Here is a 17,427-nt window from a genome sequence, read left to right as displayed (position 1 = left end):
ACATGTCCATCATCGAGGACATCGGCGGTCAGGTCCGTGCGGCCAGCGAGGAGTTCCCGGTGGGTCTGCTCGGTCAGGCCCTGGAGAAGTTCGGCCTGGCCGCCGAGCGGCTGCGCTGGGTCCGCCAGGAGTCGGCCAACCCCATGGGCGTGCCCGAGCTGTCCGCCGCCACCGAGCACGCCGAGAGCGCGAACTACGCGCTACGGGTGGCGCAGGAGCAGCTGTCGGCGTACCTGGCCGCGATCGGGTTGGCCGCCGACGGCGCCCCGGCACCCCGACCGCAGCAGCGCGACCAGCGCCACGACGAGGCGCCGTCGGACGGACCCACCACTGTGGCGCCGGAGCGGCCCGAGCAGGTACGGATGCGTCGCTGGTGGTCCGTACGGGTGGCCGAGCTGACCGGCGGGCGCGAGACCGACGCGGACGAGCCCGACGAGCGGCTACGCGACTCGACGGAGCTGCTGCGCCGGGTCGTGGGCGGCGTACGCGCCGGTGACCGCGACCGACTGCGGACCGAGCTGCGCCGCGCGTCGGCCGACGTGGGCCTCGGCATGGCGGCGCTCGCGCCACCGTTGCTGCGCGAGCTGGCCGGTGAGCTGCTGGGGCACCCGCCCCGCGCCAGCGACCTCGGCCGGCTGCGCGGGGAGCTGAACGGCCGGGTACGGGACCTGCTGCCCGGGCTGCCGCCGCCGGTGCTGGAGACCCTGCTGACCCGGGTGTGCCGGATGCCGCCGCCACGCTCGTCCGGGGAGCCGCCGCACGCCGCCGACTCGGCCGTGGCCGCCGGGGTGACGGCCGGGCTGCTGCTCGCCCGGCTGGGCCGGGACCTGCCCACGGGAACGCCGCGGGCCGCCGCCGAGCCGGACGCCGGCCCGACTCCACGCCGCGACGACCCGACTCCACACCGCGACGACAAGCGCGCCGGCGCCCCCGATCCGGCGGTCCACCCGACGGCGGCGCGGGCCCACGCCCGAGCATCCCGCGCGCCGGTGGTCCGCCTTCCGGCGCGGCGGGCGGGCAGGCGTCGGGTGGGGTCGTGCCGCCGCGCACGGGCAGCCCGTGGCGGGACGCGCCGGCTCGCCGGAGCTCCGATGGCTGACCGGCGCGGGCAGCTCGCCGCGCGGGTCCGGGACTCCTCGCCGAGGCGCTGGGCGCCACCCGTACCCGGCTGTCGGCCGCGCAGGCCGACCTGAGCGCCGGTCGCGAGCGGCTCGCCCGGGTCCGCCGGGCCGCCGCCGCCGTACCCGAGCGGGTGGGCAGCCAACGCGACCGCCGCCTCGCCGAGATCGACGCCCGGCACGCCACCCGCATCGCGGAGCTGGCCCGCCACGCCGCCGACGCCGCCCGCCAGGAGGCGCCCGGCTGCGCCGGCGCCGACTGGCCGGGCTGGACCCCCACGCCCCTGCGCCGGGCCGAGCCACCCGGCGCGCTGCGGGTCGGCACGGTCCGGCTCGACGACGTCGAGCCGGTGCCCGCGCTGGTGCCGCTGCTCGACGCCGGGCACGTCCACCTGTCCGGCGACGACCGCGCCGGCTGCGACGCCGTGGTGTCCGCGCTGCTGCTGCGGGCCGTCGGCCGCGCCGACCCCAGTGGGGTACGACTGATCGGGTACGACCCGGAGCACCTCGGCGGCGGCCTGGCCGGGTTCGCGCCCCTGGTCACGGCGGGGCTGCTCACCTTCGTCGGGCCGGGCGGACTGGGCCCGCTCCTGGACGACCTGGTCGAACAGATCCGGCGGATCAACGAGACGGTGCTGGCCGGCGAGTACGGGTCCCTGCGGGAGCTGGCCTCGGCGACCGGCCGCCGCCCCGAGCCGTGGCGGGTGGCGGTGCTGCTCGGCGGCGACGAGTTGAACCGGCACGAGCGCGGGCAGCTCGACCGGGTGGTCCGCGCCGGCGCGGCCTGCGGGGTGCACCTGGTGGTCCGTGGCGTCTCGCTGCCCGACGACCCGACGGTGACCCGGGTGGTGGCGGACGCGTCGGGCGCCCGCATCGGCGGCCCGTCGGGCCTGTCGGTGCGGCTGGACCCGCCGCCGCCGGCGACGCTGGTCACCGAGACCTGCCGCGAGGTCGCCGCCCAGGTGAACGCCGGCCCGCCGCCGACGCCGTTCGGCGACCTGTTGCCGCCGCCGGAGCTGATGTGGCGGGAGAACTCGGCGGACGGCCTGACCGTGCCGATCGGCGAGGGACCGCAGGGTCGGCCGGTACGCCTGACGCTCGCCGACTATCCGCCGCACGCCCTCATCGGAGGTCCGTCCGGCACCGGCAAGACGAACCTGATCTTCGCGTGGATCGGCGCGCTGGCGGCCCGCTACTCCCCCGCCGAGCTGGAGTTCTATCTGCTGGACTTCAAGGAGGGCGTGTCCTTCGCCCGGTTCGCGCAGGGCCGGCGTGACCCGAGCTGGCTGCCGCACATGCGCCTGGTGGGGATCAACGTCAACACTGACCGGGAGTTCGGGCTGGCGCTGCTGCGCTTCCTCGCCGAGGAGCTGCGGCGGCGGGCCGACGCGGCCAAGAAACACGAGGTCACCAAGCTCGCCGAGCTGCGCGCGGTGGACCCGACCGGGCACTGGCCGCGGATCGTCGCGGTGGTCGACGAGTTCCAGATGCTGCTGGCGGGCCGTGACGTGGTGGCCCGGGAGGCCGCCGACCTGCTGGAGGACCTGGCCCGCCGCGGCCGGTCGCAGGGCATCCACCTGGTGCTCGCCTCCCAGGACGTCCGGGGCATCGAGGCGCTGTGGGGGCGTCCCGCGCTGGTGGCGCAGTTCGCCCTGCGGATCGCGCTGCCCAAGGCGTTGCGGATCCTCGCCGAACGCAACGACGCGGCGCAGTCACTGCCACGCTGGCACGCGGTGGTCAACGCCGAGTCAGGCATGGTCGAGGGCAACGAGGTCGCCCGGATCCCGGCCGCCAGCGACTGGGAGACGTGGAGCGGCCTGCAACACCGCCTGTGGCGGATGCGCCCGCCGGACGCGGCGCCGGCCCGGCTCTTCGACGGTGACGCGATCCCCCGGCTCACCGAGGCCCCCGACTTCCGGGCCCTCGAAGCCCCGGCGGACGGCCGCGCCCCGCGCAACCCGGTGGCCCTGCTCGGCGAGATCATCGACGTGCAGGCGCGTTCGGCGGCGCTGCGGCTGCCCCGCGCGCCCGGACGCAACCTGGCAGTGCTCGGCACGCGGGTGGACGAGGCGTGCGCGGTGCTGGACGCGGCGGCCCGGTCGTTGGCCCGCCAGCACCCGCCGGGCACCGCCCGCTTCTCCATCGCCTGCCTCGACCCGGACGCCGACGGCATCGCCCGCACGCTCTACGACGACCTGGCCGACGACGCCGCCTGGTACGACGAGGAGACCGTCGGCGAGTTGATGTCCGAGACGGCCGACGGGTTGTCCAGCACGGGCAGTCCGCACTACCTGCTGCTGTTCGCGGTCGACGCGGCGGCCGGCGCCCTCGCGGCGCGGACGGGCCGGCGCACCGGCCTGGAGCAGTTGCGCCGGATCCTGCACGACGGGCCGGAGCGGCGTACCCACGTGCTGGCCTGGTGGCGTGGCGTGGCGCGGATGCGCGCCGACCTGGGTGGTCCCGCCGCCCGTACCGACCAGATCGGGGCCTGGGTGGCGTTGGACGCGCACGGCGGCGAGCTGGGGGCGTCGCTCTATCCGGGCACCGGCGGCCCGGACTGGTATCCCCGCCCGTGGCGGGGGCTCTTCTTCGACCGGGCCGTGCACCGCACCGGTCACGTGATCATCCCCTATGGACCGTCACGATGAACGAGCCGGTGGCCAGTGAGACGTACACGGCGCAGCTACGACGGCTCGCCGAGCTGACCGCTCGGGTACGCGAGCAACGCGCCGAGGCGCACACCTGGTACGAGCGGCAGTGCGCGGCGGCCGAACGCGCGGTCGACGAGGCCGTCGCCGAGGTGCGACGTGCCGAGCAGGAACTGGTCGACGCCCGCGAGGAGCAGGAACTCATCGACGCCGAGGTGGCGCACCTGTGGCAGCAGGCCCGCGCCCGGCTGGGCGCCCGTCGCATCGGCGGACCGCCCGTGCCGGCCAACGGCAGCGCCCCCGCCGACCCGGCGGTGCTGCTCGGCCGGGTCCGTGACCTGCTGAACCGGGCCGGGCAGCCGGGTGAGCTGCCGGGCTCGGTCAACCCGTTGCTGGCGCTGTGCGGGGTGGGCGGCGCGGTGCTCGGTTACGCGCTGGGCGTTGCCGCGCGGGCGCTCGGCGTCGGGTACGGCGGCGACCTGGCGGTCGGCCTGCCGGTGCTGGCGCTGGTGGTGACGCTGCTCGGGCCGCTGATGGGGCTCGCGCCGGCGCGGGCGCTGGCCGACCGCCGACACGCGATGCTCGGCCCCCAACCGATCATGGTGGTACTCGGCGCCGGCCTGGTAACAACGGTGCTGCTCCTGGCGCTAGCCCGCTGACCGACCGCCCCCCTGCTCTCCGGTTGATCAAGAGGTTTGCGTCATCGACCCGGCGTGTCGTGACGCGAACCTCTTGATCAACCGGCTGGAGAGGGTCAGGCCGGCACCAGGACGGCCTCGCGCAGGAGGCGGCGGGCCAGGGTGACCCGGTCGGCGTCGTCCGGCAGGCCCGGTAGGTCACCGACGCGGGTCGCGGTGCCGCTGAGCAGCGTGCGGGTGGCTGGCTCACAGTCGGCGGGCAGCGTGATCGTGCGGTCGAACAGCCGGAGCGCCACCTGGCCGTCCCCGTGCGGCGCGAGCTGCCACCGCAGGCCCGGTCGCAGGACGAGCCGGGAGTCGGCGTCCAGCGTGGCCAACGCGCCAGCCTGGGCGAGCGGGCGGATCGGCGCCGGGCGGGCCGCCGGCCAGGCGCGCTGGCGCAGCCGCGCGGCGACCGCGCCCGGGTCGGCCCGCAGCAGCCAGTCGCGCAGCGCCTCCACCGTCTCGGTCAGCTCCGGCTCGATGGCGTCCGGGTCGGCGACGTCGGTGCCGAACGGCAGGCTGGCCCGTAGCCGCTGGTCCTCGGCGGCCAGGGCGAGCAGTTCCTCGACGAGCGCGTAGCGGGTCAACGCGCGGATGCCCACGGTCAGGTGTAGCGAGCTGGCCTCCTGCGCCTGGGCGCTGTGCAGCCACCCGCGCGGCAGGTAGAGGGCGTCGCCGGGCGCGAGCACCACGTCCAGCGCGGCGGGACCCTGCGCGGTGGCGCCGACCTCGTCGGCGCGGCCGCCCCACGGCTGCTTCTCCAGCGGGTCGGGCAGCACCGGCGGGTGGATCCGCCAGTGTTTGCGACCGTCCACCTGGAGCACGAACACGTCGTGGGTGTCGTAGTGGGTGGCGAAGCCCTGGCTGCCCGCCGGGGTGAGGTAGGCGTTGACCTGCAACGGCTGACGCAGCGCAAGGCCCAGGTCGCGGGCGAAGTCCACCAGCGGCGGCCAGATCCGGTGCAGGCCCTGCAACACCAGGGTGGCACCGCCGGCGTACTGCTCCAGGATCCGCTCGTCGAGCACCTGGTCGCCAATCTCGGCGCCGGCCCCGCCGCCGCCGGTCCAGCGGGCCGCCGGCACGAGCTGGCCGTCCTTGGCGACCCGAAGGAAAGGGGTACGCAGACCGCGCCGGCTGAGCAACTCGTCGGCGTCGTCCGGGCTGAAGAGGTCGGTGAACCCGGCCGGGTCGGGCAGCTCGGCGGCGCGAGACAGCAGCGGGGTGTGGCCCCAGTGCGCGGCGGCGAACTTGGCGGGCTCGACCGACACGCAGCGCGCCAGCGCGGCGGCGGCCGCGCCGTCGGGGGCCACGGACGGAACCGCCGGGCGGCCGTGGCCGCCCGGCGGGTCGAGGTATGTCATGACGTGCCGCTACCGGGCGCTGCCGTCGGCGCCACCGTCCTGGTGACCCGGGGTCGCGCCACCATCGGCCGGACCCTCCGCGCCACCGTCCGCGCCACCGTCCTGGTGACCCGGGGTCGCGCCACCATCGGCCGGACCCTCCGCGCCACCATCGGCGCCACCGTCCTGGTGACCCGGGGTCGCGCCACCATCGGCCGGACCCTCCGCGCCACCGTCCGCGCCACCGTCCTGGTGACCCGGGGTCGCACCGCCGTCGGCCGGACCCTCCAGGCCGCTGCCGCCCGTGGTCTGCATGTCATCGTCGTTGAGTGCCATCGGTACTCCCTCGGGTGTGCCGCCCCGCCGTACGCCGGGGTCCGTCGTGCTGCGGGTGGTACCCCACGCGCGATCTTCTCTAACCCACACCGTAGACGCCGAACCGGGACGACACGGTCGGTTCGCGGGCGGCGGCGGAGAGTGCCAGGATGAGGCGGTGATCCTGGTGGGCACGTCGGGCTGACGGGTCGTCGGCCCTCGCATGATCGTGCTGCATCCAGGATGTAGTGGTGTCGGCGCGTCGAGGAGGCCACTACATCCAGGTTCAAGCGTGACCTTGGAGTGTCAGGCGTGATCTTGAGGGTGCTACGGGCCCTTCGCGGCGCTGGCCGGGGGTCCGGACAGCGCCGCTCGATAGGCCGGTCTCAGGGCAGCATCATGGCGAGGTCCTTGGGCATGGTGTCCTTCACGTCCTGCCACTCGCCCTGGGTGACGTGCCGACGCAGGGTGTCGAGCACCACCTGCGTCACCCGCTCCGCGCCGCCCTCGGCGTCGTACGGGAAGCCCTGGCGGACCTCGTAGAGGAAGTCGTCGCGGTTGAGCTTGATCGGCACGTCGGACGGGTTCCAACCGTCGAAGTAGATCCCCCGGACCAGCACAGGCAACTGCTGGGCGAACTCGACGCTCTCGTTGACCGCCAACCGGTCCCGCAGCAGGTGCAGCACCGTGCGCAGCGCCGCGTACGACTGGTTGCGCCGCTCCTTCGGCCACCCGTAGGCGTCCTCGATGTCCTTGAGGATCAGGTTGGTCTTGTCCAGCGAACTCTCGAAGGCGGAGATCATCGAGTCAGGCATCGGCCGACCCCCGTTCCGTGGTTTCCCAGCGTCGCTCGTCGGTACGTCGCGGCGGCCCCACGGGACCGCGCCGGGCGCGTACCGGGCTGCCCTGGGGGGCACGTCGGGCGTTGTCCGCCGTGCCGACCACGTGCAGGACGGCACCGCGCCGTCGATCCGTCACCAGTCGAACCGTCATCCCCCGTCACCTCCGTGTCGTCTCCGGCCGTCGGGCGGCCGTCACCACCGTGCCCACCCTGCCGGGCGAGCGGGTGAGCCGGCCCCACCCGGATCGGGTGAGACCGGCACGGGGTCGAAAGGTCGCCCGTTGTGGATTCAGCCTTGACGGCTGCTGCCGGCCGGCCGGCTCACCGGGCTCACGGTCAGGATCCGGGCGAGCAGGTCACCGAACGTCTGCAGTTCCTGTTCGCTGAGTGCTGAGAATGATTCGGCCAAAACTCCGTGCACGATCTGGCCTGCTTGTTTGCGCAGTTCCTCGCCCTTGCCCGTGAGCCGGTGGCGCACGGCCCGGCCCGGCCCGGGCACCCGCTCGATGAGACCGCGGTCGATCATGCGTGCGGCCAGCGAGCCGAATGACTGATCGGTCTGGAAGGTGAGCTGCGCGAGGTCGTGCAGCGACGCGTCCGGTCTCTCGTGCAGGTGGCGTAGCGCGTCCCATTGCACGATCGAGAGGCCGAGCGGGGCCAGCCGATCGTTGGCGGTGCGATGGTGGCGCACCTGCAGGCGCTTGACGGACAGTCCGATCTCCCCGATGTCTCTGGGCATGAGGCCAGAGTACCAGCTTGCTTATATAAGCACCCTGATATAAGGTTACTGATATAGCCGAGAACGAGAACGGGCCGTATCTGTCGCCCAGCCGCTCGGCCCTAGGAAGGACCGCATGATGCAGATCCACGACCTGGACATCGCCGGTACAACCACGCCCGTCTCCTACACCGAACGCGGCGACGGCCATCCGTTCCTCGTCCTGCACGGCGGCGGCGGCCCGCAGACCGTCACGGAGTTCGCCGACCTGCTGGCCGCCGAGTGCCACGCCCACGTGATCACCCCGACCCACCCCGGTTTCGGCGGCACTCAGCGCCCCGACCCGCTCACCACGATCGGCCAGCTCGCCCAGCTCTACGTCGCCCTACTCGATCGGTTGAACCTCGACGACGTGACGGTCGTCGGCAACTCGATCGGCGGCTGGATCGCCGCTGAGATGGCCCTGCTCGACACCACCAGGATCAGCGGCATCGAGCTGGTCGACGCGGTCGGCATCGAGGTCCCCGGCCACCCCGTGGTGGACTTCTTCGCGCTGACCTTGCCGGAGATCGCCCAACACAGCTACTACGAGCCCGGTAGGTTTCTGATCGACCCGAGCACGATGAACCCACAGCAGCAGGCGGTGCTGGCCGGGAACCGGGCCGCGCTGTCCGTCTACACCGGCGACACGTCCATGAGTGACCCGACCCTGCGCCAACGCCTGTCCGCGGCGGCTCTCCCGACCCGTGTGATCTGGGGAGACCACGACCGCATCGCCGACCCGGACTACGGCCGCGCCTACGCCGCCGCCATCCCGGGCGCCGAGTTCGTCCTGCTCACCGAGACCGGCCACCTGCCACAGCTGGAAACCCCGAAGCGCCTCGTCCCGGCAGTCTGGGACTTCGCGGACGCGCACGCCCGCAACCGCCCACCCCGGTAGGAGGCACCCGCCATTCGGCGACTCAGCGGGCGGGGCGGTCAGGTGTCCAGCAGCCCGATCAGCGTCGTGGCGTTGGTCTGTGCGTAGTCGCGGTAGCAGTTGTTCATGAGCACGTGGGTCTGGCCGGCGGAGTCGGCCAACTCCCGCAGCTTGGGTGCCCAGTCCTTGAGCTCCCGCTTGGAGTAGTGGTAGCCGAACTTCTCGTGGATGTCCTTGCTGGTCCACTTGTCACTGTGGCCGTGAAAGCGCATCACGGCCAGGTCACCGGTGGCGGCCAGCACCGGGGGCACCGACGAGCGGTGACCCTGCGGCATGTCCACGCAGACGTACGACAGGTCGTGCTCGCGCAGGAACGTCAGCGTCTCGTCGGCGTTGTCGCCGTCGAACCAGGAGGCGTGCCGGAACTCGTAGACCGGTCGCAGCGGGGCGCAGCGCTTCGCCACCTCCAGCAGGTACTGCTTGTTCGCCCGCTTGATCGTGAACCAGGGCGGGAACTGGAACAGCAGCGCGCCCAGCTTGCCCGCCTCCACGAGGGGGTCCAGCGCGGACAAAAAGCGCGTCCACACCTCCTCGTACGCCTGCGCGGGCAGGTCGTCGGGGTAGACGTTCTTCTTGTCGGTCTCCGGTCGCAGGTCCTTGTAGAGCGCGTTGACCCGGGTGGGATGGCCGGTCAACAGGCTGAACGCCTTGATGTTGAACGTGAACCCGGCGGGCGTGCGGTCGACCCACAGCCGCGCGGTCGACTCGGCCGGCGGCGAGTAGTAGGTCGCGTCCACCTCGACCAGTCGGAACTGCCGGGCGTAGTACGCGAGGCGTTTCTCGGGGTTGTCCGCCGTCTGGGGATACCAACCCGAGTCGAGCAGCGTGCGGTCGGTCCAGGACGCGGTGCCCACCAGAATGTCACCCATGGGTGGAGTCCATCGTGTCGCGGACCGACCGGCAACCGCTGCCGTCGCTCAGGCCGCCCGCCGTTCGCGGGTCTGCTTGCAGGTGACACACGTGGTGGCGGCCGGGAAGATCTCCAGCCGCTCGACCGGGATCGCCGCCTTGCAGCCCTCGCACCAGCCGTACGTGCCCTCGGCGAGGCGGCCCAGGGCGTGCTCGTACTGGGCGCGTCGGTCGAGGATCGTGCGCAGGAGGGACTGGGCGGTGTCCCGCTCGGCCGTCTTGGTGCCGCTGTCGGCCTGGTCGTCGCCGGCGGTGTCACCGACCTCCACCAGACGCAGCACCTGACTCTGCAGGACGGCCTGGTCGTACTCCGCCGTCAGGTCGTCGTAGCGCGCCTGCAGGGACTGCCGGATCTGGTCGATCTCCGTCTGGGAGCGGCCGGTGTCGACCGTGTCGTGGACGAGCATCGCTGCCTGCCTTTCCTGGCCTGTGGTTCCCGTGAACCGGGTCCGGCGGCGTGGTGCCCCGGGTAGCGGTCGCATGCGGTACGCGGGCGATCACCCACGCTCTGTGAGCCGGGCGAGTACCCGCCGGACCCGGCCCGCAAACGAGCCAATTTCAGCCCTCGCCGCCAGCCTCGACGAGCGCGGGATGGCGGGGGTCGTCGGCGCGTACGACCACGTCGGCGAAGCTGGCGGGAACCACCTCGTCGGCGTAACGGTCGAAGGCCGGCAGGGTCCACCCCCGGGCCGGATCGGTGCGGCGACGCAGGGCCGCCGTGGACACCTGAAGATGGACGGTCACGTCGAACGGCAGCGCTCCGCCGAGCAGGAGCGCGCCGCTGACCAGGACCACGCCGCCCGGCGGCAGATCGAGGTACGCGGCGCGGCTGGCCCGGTCGGCGACCGGGTCCCACAGCGACGGCAGCACCCGCCCGTCGCCGCCGGGGCCGGCCGGTTCGAGCACCTCACGGCGCAGGCCGGCCTCGTCGAGCCAGCCCTCGTAGTAGGCGTCCGGGTTGGTCCGGCCGAGTTCGAAGCGCAGCGACGCGGGCCGGAGGAAGTCGTCGGCGCGTACGTGCAGGACCGGACGACCCCGTGCGCGCAGCGGGTCGACCAGCGCGGCGGCCAGCTCGTCCGGGCCGGCGGCGGGAGCGCCGTCGACCGCGACGCGCAGCCGGGCGGGCTCGACGGTGGCCGAGGCCTCGGCGAGGCGGCCGGTCAGTTCGGCGACGAGCAGGTCGGGCGAGATGGGACGGATGCGCACCGGTCCATCCTGCCCCGCCGGAAAGCGGCGGGCGGTGGTGGCGGTCAGCCGGTGCGGTCGACGGTGACGCGCGCGTCGTCGGCCAACCGGTAGCCCACGCCGTAGACCGTGGTGACCAGGGGCACGTCGACGCCGACCTTGCCGCGCAGCCGGCGCACGTGCACGTCGACGGTGCGGACCCCGGCGTGCTCGTAGCCCCACACGGCGTTGAGCAGTTGCAGCCGGGTGAAGACGCGGCGGGGGTGTGCGACGAGGTGCAGCAGCAGGTCGAACTCCAACCGGGTCAGGGGCAGCGGCTCGTCGTCGCGCAGCACCGACCGGGACGACGCGAGGATGTGCAGGGCGGGGATCGTCGGGGTGAGGGCCCGCACGGGTGACCGGTTGGCCGGCACACCGTCGGCGCGGCGCTCGGCCGGAGCGGAGCTGGTGACCACGCCTTCGCCACGTTCGAGCAGCTCACGGGCGGCTTCGAGCAGCCGCAGGGCCGGCGGCGTCAGCGACTCCTCGCAGGTCAGCGGGATCGACAGCGTCACGGTGAGCACGGGCGCGGCGGTGTTCGCCGGGCGGCGTTGACCGCCGGGAGGTCGACCGGGCACCGCGGGTTGGGACGTATGCCATCCGGCGCGCGACGAGGCGGGGCTGACCGACATGGTCCTCCTTGGGCTGGTCCGGGTATCTCCCCACGGCCCGGGACGCCGCTTCATCGATGCTTCCCGGCGTCCGGGCGAGGGTCAAGAGGCGGCTGCGTTGCATGAATGTGACAATTGACGAACGCATCGGAGCCAGACGCTCGCTCTGCGTACGAAGCCAGATGATTACAGCAGAGCCACCCGGATGCCCCGTTGCGGGGGTCCCCGTCCTGTTCACCATGCGGATGCCGCCGCGCCCCGGCCGGCCACCCGGCCCGCTCAGCGGGTGTGGTCCACGCTGATCCGCGCCTCGTCGCCGAGGCGGTAACCCACCCCGTAGACGGTGGTGACCACCTCCGCGCCGTCGAGCTTGGCGCGCAGCCGCCGGACGTGCACGTCCACGGTCCGGGCCACGGCGTGCTCGTAGCCCCAGACGTTCGACAGCAGCTGCAGGCGGGTGAAGACCCGGTGCGGACGCTCGGCGAGAAAGAGCAGCAGGTCGTACTCGATGCGGGTGAGCGCGACCACCCGGTCGCCGTGCCGGACGGTCCGCGACCCGGCCAGGATGCGGACGTCGGCGGCGTCGGCCACCGCGGACGCGTCGACGACGGTCGGGCGCGCGAGCGGGCGCGGCGTCTGCGGTACGTCGTCGACGGGGCCCAGCCGACCCTCGCCGGCCTCGGCCAGCTCGCCGAGCAACTGCACCAGCCGGGCCAGCCGGGGGCTCATCGGCCCGGGAGCCAGGTCGAGGGTGATGGTCAGGGTCGGTCCGGTGCGCGGGCGGCCGACGGCCCGTCCCGGGTGACCCGGCGAGTAGGGACGGGTGGGGATCGCGACGACGGACATCGTGCCTCCTGATGGCGGTACGCCCGCCACGCCCGGTGCGGCGTGGGGGTCAGCGGCGCGCCCAACCGGCGGTGACCGGGGGTGCGAGGGGGTTGCGCGGTGCAGGGGTCGGACCGAGCGCCGGCAGGCCGGCGATGCGCCAGGCGGCGAACCCGCCGTCGACGTCGGTGGCCCGGCGCAGGCCGATGTCCTGCAACGCGGCGGCGGCCAGTGACGAGGTGTAGCCCTCCTGGCAGAGGATCACCACCGGCACGTCGTAGTCGACGGCTTCGGGCAGCCGGGCCGGGCAGCGCGGGTCGAAGCGCCACTCCAGCACGTTGCGCTCGACCGTGAGCGCGCCGGGCACGACGCCGTGCGCGGCGCGCTGGGCCGCCGGCCGGATGTCGACCAGCAGAGCCCCGGCCCGGTACGCGAGGTGCGCCCGCTCCGGGTCCAGCCGGTCGAGCCGGGCACGCGCGGCCGCCAGGATCTCGTCGATGCCCCGGGAGCCCGGCGGTGGCACGGGCGCCGGACAGTGCTCGGCGGTGAGCTGCATTATCGATTCCTTCCGGGAGAGAGGGGGTCGGGGCGGTTCACCAGGACCGGCCGGCCTCGGCGACCTCGGCGGTGCGCAGCCGACCGTCCACGAGGTCGTAGCGGGTCATCCGGCGCAGCGCGGGCCGGTAGACGTGCACACTGACCGCCGGGTCCGCGCCGCGGTTGGTGACCTGGTGGACGTGGTGAGCGCCGAAACGGCGGCCGGCACCGGCGGGCAGCACGCGGGGCAGCAGCCGTCCCCGGCTGACCGTCTCCTCGGTGAGGGCGCCGGCCACCACCCGGAACGCGCCGGCGGAGCCGCCGTGGTCGTGCAGGTCGGTGCCCTGGCCGGGCAGCCAGCTCAGCGCCCACACCTCGTGGTCGTCGGCGGTGGCGAGCCGGGCGTACCAGCGTTCGCTGGGATCGAAGCGCAGCGTCACCGGCCAGCCGGCCGGGTCGGCCCAGCGGGCGGCGACGGCGAGCAGGTCGGTGGCCGGGCGATCGTGGGTCATCGGTGGTTCCTCGCGGGTCGGTGCGTGGGGTGCCCCCGTACTCTAGACGGCAAAGCCTATAGGTTTAGTAGGTAATTCCACATGCCGAGATGACCGGCCCGGGTGCGGAGTCCTCCGCCGCGCCCTAGCCTGGACCGGTGACCGACGACCTCGACGCCGAGACCCTGGCGTTCGCGCACCGGATGTTCGACCTGGCCCGCGCGGGCGCCGCCGACGAACTGGCCGCCCAGGTCGACGCCGGTCTGCCGGTCAACCTGACCAACGACAAGGGCGACACCCTGCTGATCCTGGCCGCCTACCACTCCCACCCCGACACGGTGGCCGCGTTGCTGGCCCGGGGCGCGGACCACACGCGTACCAACGACCGAGGTCAGAGCGCCCTGGCCGCCGCGGTCTTTCGGAGCAGCGCCGACGCCGTCCGCGCGCTCCTCGCCGCCGGAGCCGACCCGGCGTACGGCAACCCCTCCGCCCTGGAAACCGCGCAGTTCTTCGACCTGCCGGACATGGTGCGGCTGCTGCGGGCCGACTGACGGTATACAGGGGCGGTGGAAGATCCTCTGCCCGAACAGATGCGTGCCGCCGGCAGCGCGCTGCTGACCGCGCTCGACCCCGCGACCCGCGTCGACGTCGTGTACCCGTTCGACGACGAGCCCGCCCGGCGCTGGCTGGAGTACCGGCCGCGCCCACGCCCCGGCGTCTGCCTCGCCGGGCTGGACATCGCCGGGCGCAAGGCCGCGCATCGGCTGCTGGCCACCGCGCTCAGCCCGTCGGCGTACGCCCAGGCGATGGCGATCATCGCCCTGGAGGAGGTCCTGGACCGGGCCGAGGGGTGGCGTCGCGGGCGGCACAGCGGCGACTACTGGATCGCCGTGTTCGGCGACCCGGCGCGCGACGACCGCTGGGCGTGGCGGCTCGAGGGGCACCACCTGTCGGTGACCATGACCATCGTGGACGACCAGGTCTCCCCCGCGCCGGTCTTCTTCGGCGCCAACCCGGCCGCGGTGCGGTACGCCGGGCGGCCCGTCTCCCGACCGCTCGGCGTGGAGGAGGATCTGGGCCGCGCCCTGCTGGACGCGCTGGGCCCCGCCGGACGGGCCGCCGCGATCATCGCCGACGAGGCCCCGACGGACATCATCAGCGCCACCCGTCCCCGGGTCGACGGGCCACTCGAACCTCTCGGCGTACCGGCCGACCGACTCGGCCCCACCGGCCGGGCGCTGCTCGACCAGATCGTCGCGCTCTACCTGGACCGGCTGCCACCCGAGCTGGCCGTACGCGAGGCGACCCGCCTAGCCGGCGGCCCACTGCACTTCGCCTGGGCCGGGCCGACCAACCCGGGGCAGCGCCACTACTACCGGGTGCAGGGCGACGACCTGCTGATCGAGTACGACAACACCAGCGACGACGGCAACCACGCGCACACCGTGCTCCGCCGCCCCGCCAGCGACTTCGGCGCCGACATCCTGGCCGCCCACCACAACTCCCACCCCCACTAACCCGCCCCCGCCCCGCCCCGCCCCGCCCTTGGCGATCATGGAGTCGTGGTGGGAACGAAGGACGCGAGCGGGCGCATAACGCCCACCACAAGTCCATGATCGGCTGGCGGCGGAGAGGCGCCGTCCACGCGATGCCGCCCCCGCCTCCCCCAGCCCTCTTCTCGTCGATCTTGCGATTTCTGTGGCGACTAAAGGCGTCAATGGTGCAAAACGCCAACAGTAAGTGCAAGATCGGCGCGGGGGGCGGGGCGCGGGGGTGGGAGGGGGTTAGGGGTGGGTTGCTTCGATGAGGAAGCGTTGGGCGTGGGCTACGAAGGGGCCCTGCTCGACGATGCGGCGGTGTAGGGCGAGTAGCGGCGCGCGGTGGCGGTCCACGTCGAAGCCCGGCACGGTCCAGACCACCTTGCGCAGGAACCAGACCACCGCGCCGATGTCGTGAAACGTCGCGCGCAGCGTGGCCCGGCGCAGGTCGACCACGCGCAGGCCCGCCGACTCAGCGGAAGCGACCGCCTCCTCTGGGTGCCGGCCGTCCGGGGGTGGCAGCGGGCCGAGGATCGCCTCGCTCAGCTCCCGCATGGTGCCCGGCCCGATCTGCTGCGACAGGTACGTCCCCCCGGGGCGCAGCACCCGGGCCGTGTCCGCCCAGTCGGTGCGTACCGGGTGCCGGCTCACCACCAGGTCGAAGGAGCCGTCCCGGAACGGCAGCGCCGAGTCCGGCGCGACCGCCACCACCGTCGCGTCGAGCGGGCGCAGGTTCCGTCGTGCCACCAGGACGTTCGGCGGCCACGCCTCCGTGGCCACCAGCACCTTCGGCGGGCGCGGGACCTCCGCCAGCACCTCGCCCCCGCCGGTGTCCACGTCCAGCGCGGCGGCGGCGCGACCCATCCGGTCGGCGACGAGGTGGGCGTACCCCCAGGGTGGACGCTCCTCGGTGGCCCGGCCGGCCAGCCAGTCGAAACCCCAGCCGTCGACGGGCGCGGCGGCGGCCTCCGCGATCAGGTCCTCGGCGGTAGGCGCGTCAGTCACGGCGATCAGCCTCGCCGGCCCGCCACCCGAGCGGCAATCCATTTACCCGGCGCTCGATCGACTCGCGTTCCTGGAAGCCGTCCTGTCACCGAGCCGCCGACGCCCCGTCTTTCCAGAAACCGAGTCGATCAAGCAAAACCGGGTCGGTCACGGGCGGGGGCGGACGACCTCGACCGTGCCACCGGCGAGGGTGTCCAGGCTGCCGGTCTCGACGCGACCCCCGTCGAACTGGCGCATGAGCCGCGCGCCCAGGTACACCCCGACCCCGCCGGCCGTCAGCGCCAGCAGCTCGGTGAACAGGGTCGCGGCCGTCGCGCCGCGATCCGGCGAGTGGGCGCGGACCAGGCTGGTGATCAGGAACAGCCCTGCCATGGCGGCGTTCACCAGGTTGAAGGCGATGGCGGTACGGCGGGTGCCGTCGACCGGCACGTCCCACAGGTCGACCATGCCCGCGATGGCCGTCATGGCGGCGGCGAAGAGGGCGGCGACGCCGGTCCAGTAGCCGACCTCGCCGAGGAAGACCGGCCCCCCGGCGACATCGGTGAGGTCGAAGACCGTGGCGCTGACGAAGAGCCCGAGCGGGAACGTCACCAACATCGGTTGGATGGGGTGCCCCTGCACCCGCAGCCGGCTCTGCATGGGGCCTCCCCAGGGTCAGGCGCAGTCCATCGGTACCAGAGTGCTACCCGAGCGCCCGAGAGGTGAAACGACGCCGCCCGACTCGCCGCCGACCGGGAGAACGGGCATCCACCCGCACCGTTCGACGGTCAGGTCTCGCGGGGGCGGGAGACCGTCCGTACGAGGCGTTCGGCGACCTCGCGCAGCGGTATGTCCAGCGACGAGGCGGCGGTACGCAGCACGTCCAGGGCCTCGGCGGCCGGGCACCCCCGCTGCGTCATGATCACCCCGATCGCCTGGCCGACGACACCCTCGTGCAGGAGCGCGGCGTCCCGCTCCCCGGCGAGCGCCTGCTGGCGGCCCCGGTCCCGGACGGCGGCCAGCAGCAGACCGGCGTGTTCGGCGAGCAGCATCGCGGTGAGTTGGTGCTGCGGGGTGAGCACGTCGGGCGCGGCGGCGTACAGGTTGATCGCCCCGATCACCTGGTCGTCGATGTCCACCGGCGCGGAGATCACCCCTCGGACGCCGAGGTCACGGGCGCGCGGCGTCCAGGTCGGCCACCGTGGCTCGCCGGCCAGGTCGACAGCGAGGATCATCTCGCGGCGTCGGATCGCGCTCATGGCCGGCGTGTCGGGCCCGTGGCGCAGGTCGTCGAGGCCGGCCATCCGGTCGTCGGAGGCGGCCAGGCTGGCCGGCTCGCCGGCGCGCAGCGCGGTGAACCCGCACCAGCGCACCCCGGCCACCGCGTCCCGGGTGACCCGGACCAGCGCCAGCAGTGCCTCATCGAAATCGGTCAGGCCAATCAGGCCGGCGGTCAGCTCCCGCAGCAGCGCGGCTGTCTCCAGCACACCGAGTCGTTCGACCACCGGTTCCCGCGTGTCCAGGTTCACCGTCGCACTGCCCTCGTACGCCCTCGCGCCCATCCCGCCGACGTCGTCACGTGTGCCATCGTCTGCTCTCTTCCGCCTTGACCGACCCGCCCTACTACCCTCGCAAACCGGGATCGAAACGGCGCGAGCAGGGGTCTCCG

Annotated in this window: 19 protein-coding genes and 2 pseudogenes; 6 read left to right on the top strand and 15 right to left on the bottom strand. The window is 73.6% G+C overall.

Translation table 11 applies throughout. The features are described 5' to 3' along the window. Window positions 1–2 precede the first annotated feature (2 nt). From ACQP0N_RS15245 to ACQP0N_RS15235, 3 genes and pseudogenes are all read left to right on the top strand, one after another. Window positions 3–843: pseudogene (locus ACQP0N_RS15245) on the top strand (hypothetical protein); the annotation flags it as partial. A gap of 248 nt (window positions 844–1,091) precedes the next feature. Beyond that, window positions 1,092–3,766 (top strand): annotated as a pseudogene (locus ACQP0N_RS15240) (FtsK/SpoIIIE domain-containing protein). After that, a complete protein-coding gene (locus ACQP0N_RS15235; protein ID WP_433120970.1) occupies window positions 3,763–4,425 on the top strand; it encodes a hypothetical protein in 663 nt (220 codons plus the stop codon). The pseudogene ACQP0N_RS15240 and the gene ACQP0N_RS15235 overlap by 4 nt, the downstream one beginning before the upstream one ends. Before the next feature lie 95 nt (window positions 4,426–4,520). Here the strand turns inward: ACQP0N_RS15235 and ACQP0N_RS15230 are convergent, their stop codons facing one another. From ACQP0N_RS15230 to ACQP0N_RS15210, 5 genes are all read right to left on the bottom strand, one after another. Beyond that, window positions 4,521–5,807, bottom strand: a complete 1,287-nt coding sequence (locus tag ACQP0N_RS15230) for a cupin domain-containing protein (RefSeq protein ID WP_433120968.1) — start codon at window positions 5,805–5,807, stop codon at window positions 4,521–4,523. Between the two features lie 9 nt (window positions 5,808–5,816). Then, window positions 5,817–6,122 carry a hypothetical protein gene (locus ACQP0N_RS15225; RefSeq protein WP_396799393.1) on the bottom strand — a complete coding sequence of 102 codons (306 nt, stop codon included), beginning with the start codon at window positions 6,120–6,122 and terminating at the stop codon, window positions 5,817–5,819. 365 nt (window positions 6,123–6,487) lie between these two features. Then, on the bottom strand, window positions 6,488–6,916 hold the full coding sequence (locus tag ACQP0N_RS15220; RefSeq protein ID WP_357398195.1) for a DUF2267 domain-containing protein: 429 nt from the start codon (window positions 6,914–6,916) through the stop codon (window positions 6,488–6,490). Next, the gene (locus ACQP0N_RS15215; protein WP_357398192.1) at window positions 6,909–7,094 is read right to left on the bottom strand and encodes a hypothetical protein; all 186 of its coding nucleotides are present in this window, start codon (window positions 7,092–7,094) and stop codon (window positions 6,909–6,911) included. The genes ACQP0N_RS15220 and ACQP0N_RS15215 overlap by 8 nt, the downstream gene beginning before the upstream one ends. A gap of 137 nt (window positions 7,095–7,231) precedes the next feature. Beyond that, window positions 7,232–7,681, bottom strand: coding sequence for a MarR family winged helix-turn-helix transcriptional regulator (locus ACQP0N_RS15210; protein WP_433120965.1), 450 nt, complete (start codon window positions 7,679–7,681; stop codon window positions 7,232–7,234). A 115-nt stretch (window positions 7,682–7,796) separates the two neighbouring features. Here ACQP0N_RS15210 and ACQP0N_RS15205 point away from each other — a divergent pair, with 115 nt between their 5' ends. Beyond that, the gene (locus tag ACQP0N_RS15205) at window positions 7,797–8,600 is read left to right on the top strand and encodes an alpha/beta fold hydrolase (RefSeq protein WP_433120963.1); all 804 of its coding nucleotides are present in this window, start codon (window positions 7,797–7,799) and stop codon (window positions 8,598–8,600) included. A 38-nt stretch (window positions 8,601–8,638) separates the two neighbouring features. Here the strand turns inward: ACQP0N_RS15205 and ACQP0N_RS15200 are convergent, their stop codons facing one another. The 7 genes from ACQP0N_RS15200 to ACQP0N_RS15170 form a co-directional block, all read right to left on the bottom strand. Then, window positions 8,639–9,508 (bottom strand): DUF72 domain-containing protein, encoded by an 870-nt coding sequence (locus ACQP0N_RS15200; protein ID WP_433120961.1) that lies wholly within the window; start codon window positions 9,506–9,508, stop codon window positions 8,639–8,641. Window positions 9,509–9,556: 48 nt separating this feature from the next. Beyond that, entirely contained in the window at window positions 9,557–9,955 is a 399-nt protein-coding gene (locus ACQP0N_RS15195; RefSeq protein WP_355052436.1) for a TraR/DksA family transcriptional regulator, read from the bottom strand. Between the two features lie 151 nt (window positions 9,956–10,106). After that, window positions 10,107–10,754, bottom strand: a complete 648-nt coding sequence (locus ACQP0N_RS15190; protein ID WP_433120959.1) for a uridine kinase — start codon at window positions 10,752–10,754, stop codon at window positions 10,107–10,109. Between the two features lie 44 nt (window positions 10,755–10,798). Continuing rightward, window positions 10,799–11,404 (bottom strand): winged helix-turn-helix domain-containing protein, encoded by a 606-nt coding sequence (locus tag ACQP0N_RS15185; RefSeq protein ID WP_357122068.1) that lies wholly within the window; start codon window positions 11,402–11,404, stop codon window positions 10,799–10,801. Window positions 11,405–11,662: 258 nt separating this feature from the next. Next, complete coding sequence (locus tag ACQP0N_RS15180; RefSeq protein WP_433120957.1) at window positions 11,663–12,229, bottom strand: winged helix-turn-helix domain-containing protein; 567 nt, start codon at window positions 12,227–12,229, stop codon at window positions 11,663–11,665. 49 nt (window positions 12,230–12,278) lie between these two features. Further along, window positions 12,279–12,764: a rhodanese-like domain-containing protein gene (locus ACQP0N_RS15175; RefSeq protein WP_433120955.1), complete on the bottom strand. Its 486-nt coding sequence runs from the start codon at window positions 12,762–12,764 to the stop codon at window positions 12,279–12,281. A 37-nt stretch (window positions 12,765–12,801) separates the two neighbouring features. Next, on the bottom strand, window positions 12,802–13,257 hold the full coding sequence (locus ACQP0N_RS15170; protein ID WP_433120953.1) for a cysteine dioxygenase: 456 nt from the start codon (window positions 13,255–13,257) through the stop codon (window positions 12,802–12,804). Window positions 13,258–13,394: 137 nt separating this feature from the next. Here ACQP0N_RS15170 and ACQP0N_RS15165 point away from each other — a divergent pair, with 137 nt between their 5' ends. Then, window positions 13,395–13,787 (top strand): ankyrin repeat domain-containing protein, encoded by a 393-nt coding sequence (locus ACQP0N_RS15165; RefSeq protein ID WP_355052430.1) that lies wholly within the window; start codon window positions 13,395–13,397, stop codon window positions 13,785–13,787. A gap of 15 nt (window positions 13,788–13,802) precedes the next feature. Further along, complete coding sequence (locus ACQP0N_RS15160) at window positions 13,803–14,753, top strand: DUF3500 domain-containing protein (protein WP_355052429.1); 951 nt, start codon at window positions 13,803–13,805, stop codon at window positions 14,751–14,753. 267 nt (window positions 14,754–15,020) lie between these two features. Here ACQP0N_RS15160 and ACQP0N_RS15155 read toward each other — a convergent pair whose 3' ends face one another. From ACQP0N_RS15155 to ACQP0N_RS15145, 3 genes are all read right to left on the bottom strand, one after another. Further along, window positions 15,021–15,779 (bottom strand): class I SAM-dependent methyltransferase, encoded by a 759-nt coding sequence (locus ACQP0N_RS15155; RefSeq protein ID WP_433120951.1) that lies wholly within the window; start codon window positions 15,777–15,779, stop codon window positions 15,021–15,023. 147 nt (window positions 15,780–15,926) lie between these two features. Further along, window positions 15,927–16,418 carry a DUF2231 domain-containing protein gene (locus ACQP0N_RS15150; RefSeq protein ID WP_433120949.1) on the bottom strand — a complete coding sequence of 164 codons (492 nt, stop codon included), beginning with the start codon at window positions 16,416–16,418 and terminating at the stop codon, window positions 15,927–15,929. A gap of 128 nt (window positions 16,419–16,546) precedes the next feature. Continuing rightward, window positions 16,547–17,287 carry a GAF and ANTAR domain-containing protein gene (locus ACQP0N_RS15145; protein WP_433121640.1) on the bottom strand — a complete coding sequence of 247 codons (741 nt, stop codon included), beginning with the start codon at window positions 17,285–17,287 and terminating at the stop codon, window positions 16,547–16,549. Window positions 17,288–17,427 lie beyond the last annotated feature (140 nt).

Origin of the sequence: Micromonospora sp. CA-246542, from assembly GCF_050942905.1 — a bacterium.
Taxonomy (GTDB): Bacteria; Actinomycetota; Actinomycetes; order Mycobacteriales; family Micromonosporaceae; genus Micromonospora.
This window is presented reverse-complemented; position numbering and strand designations above follow the sequence as displayed.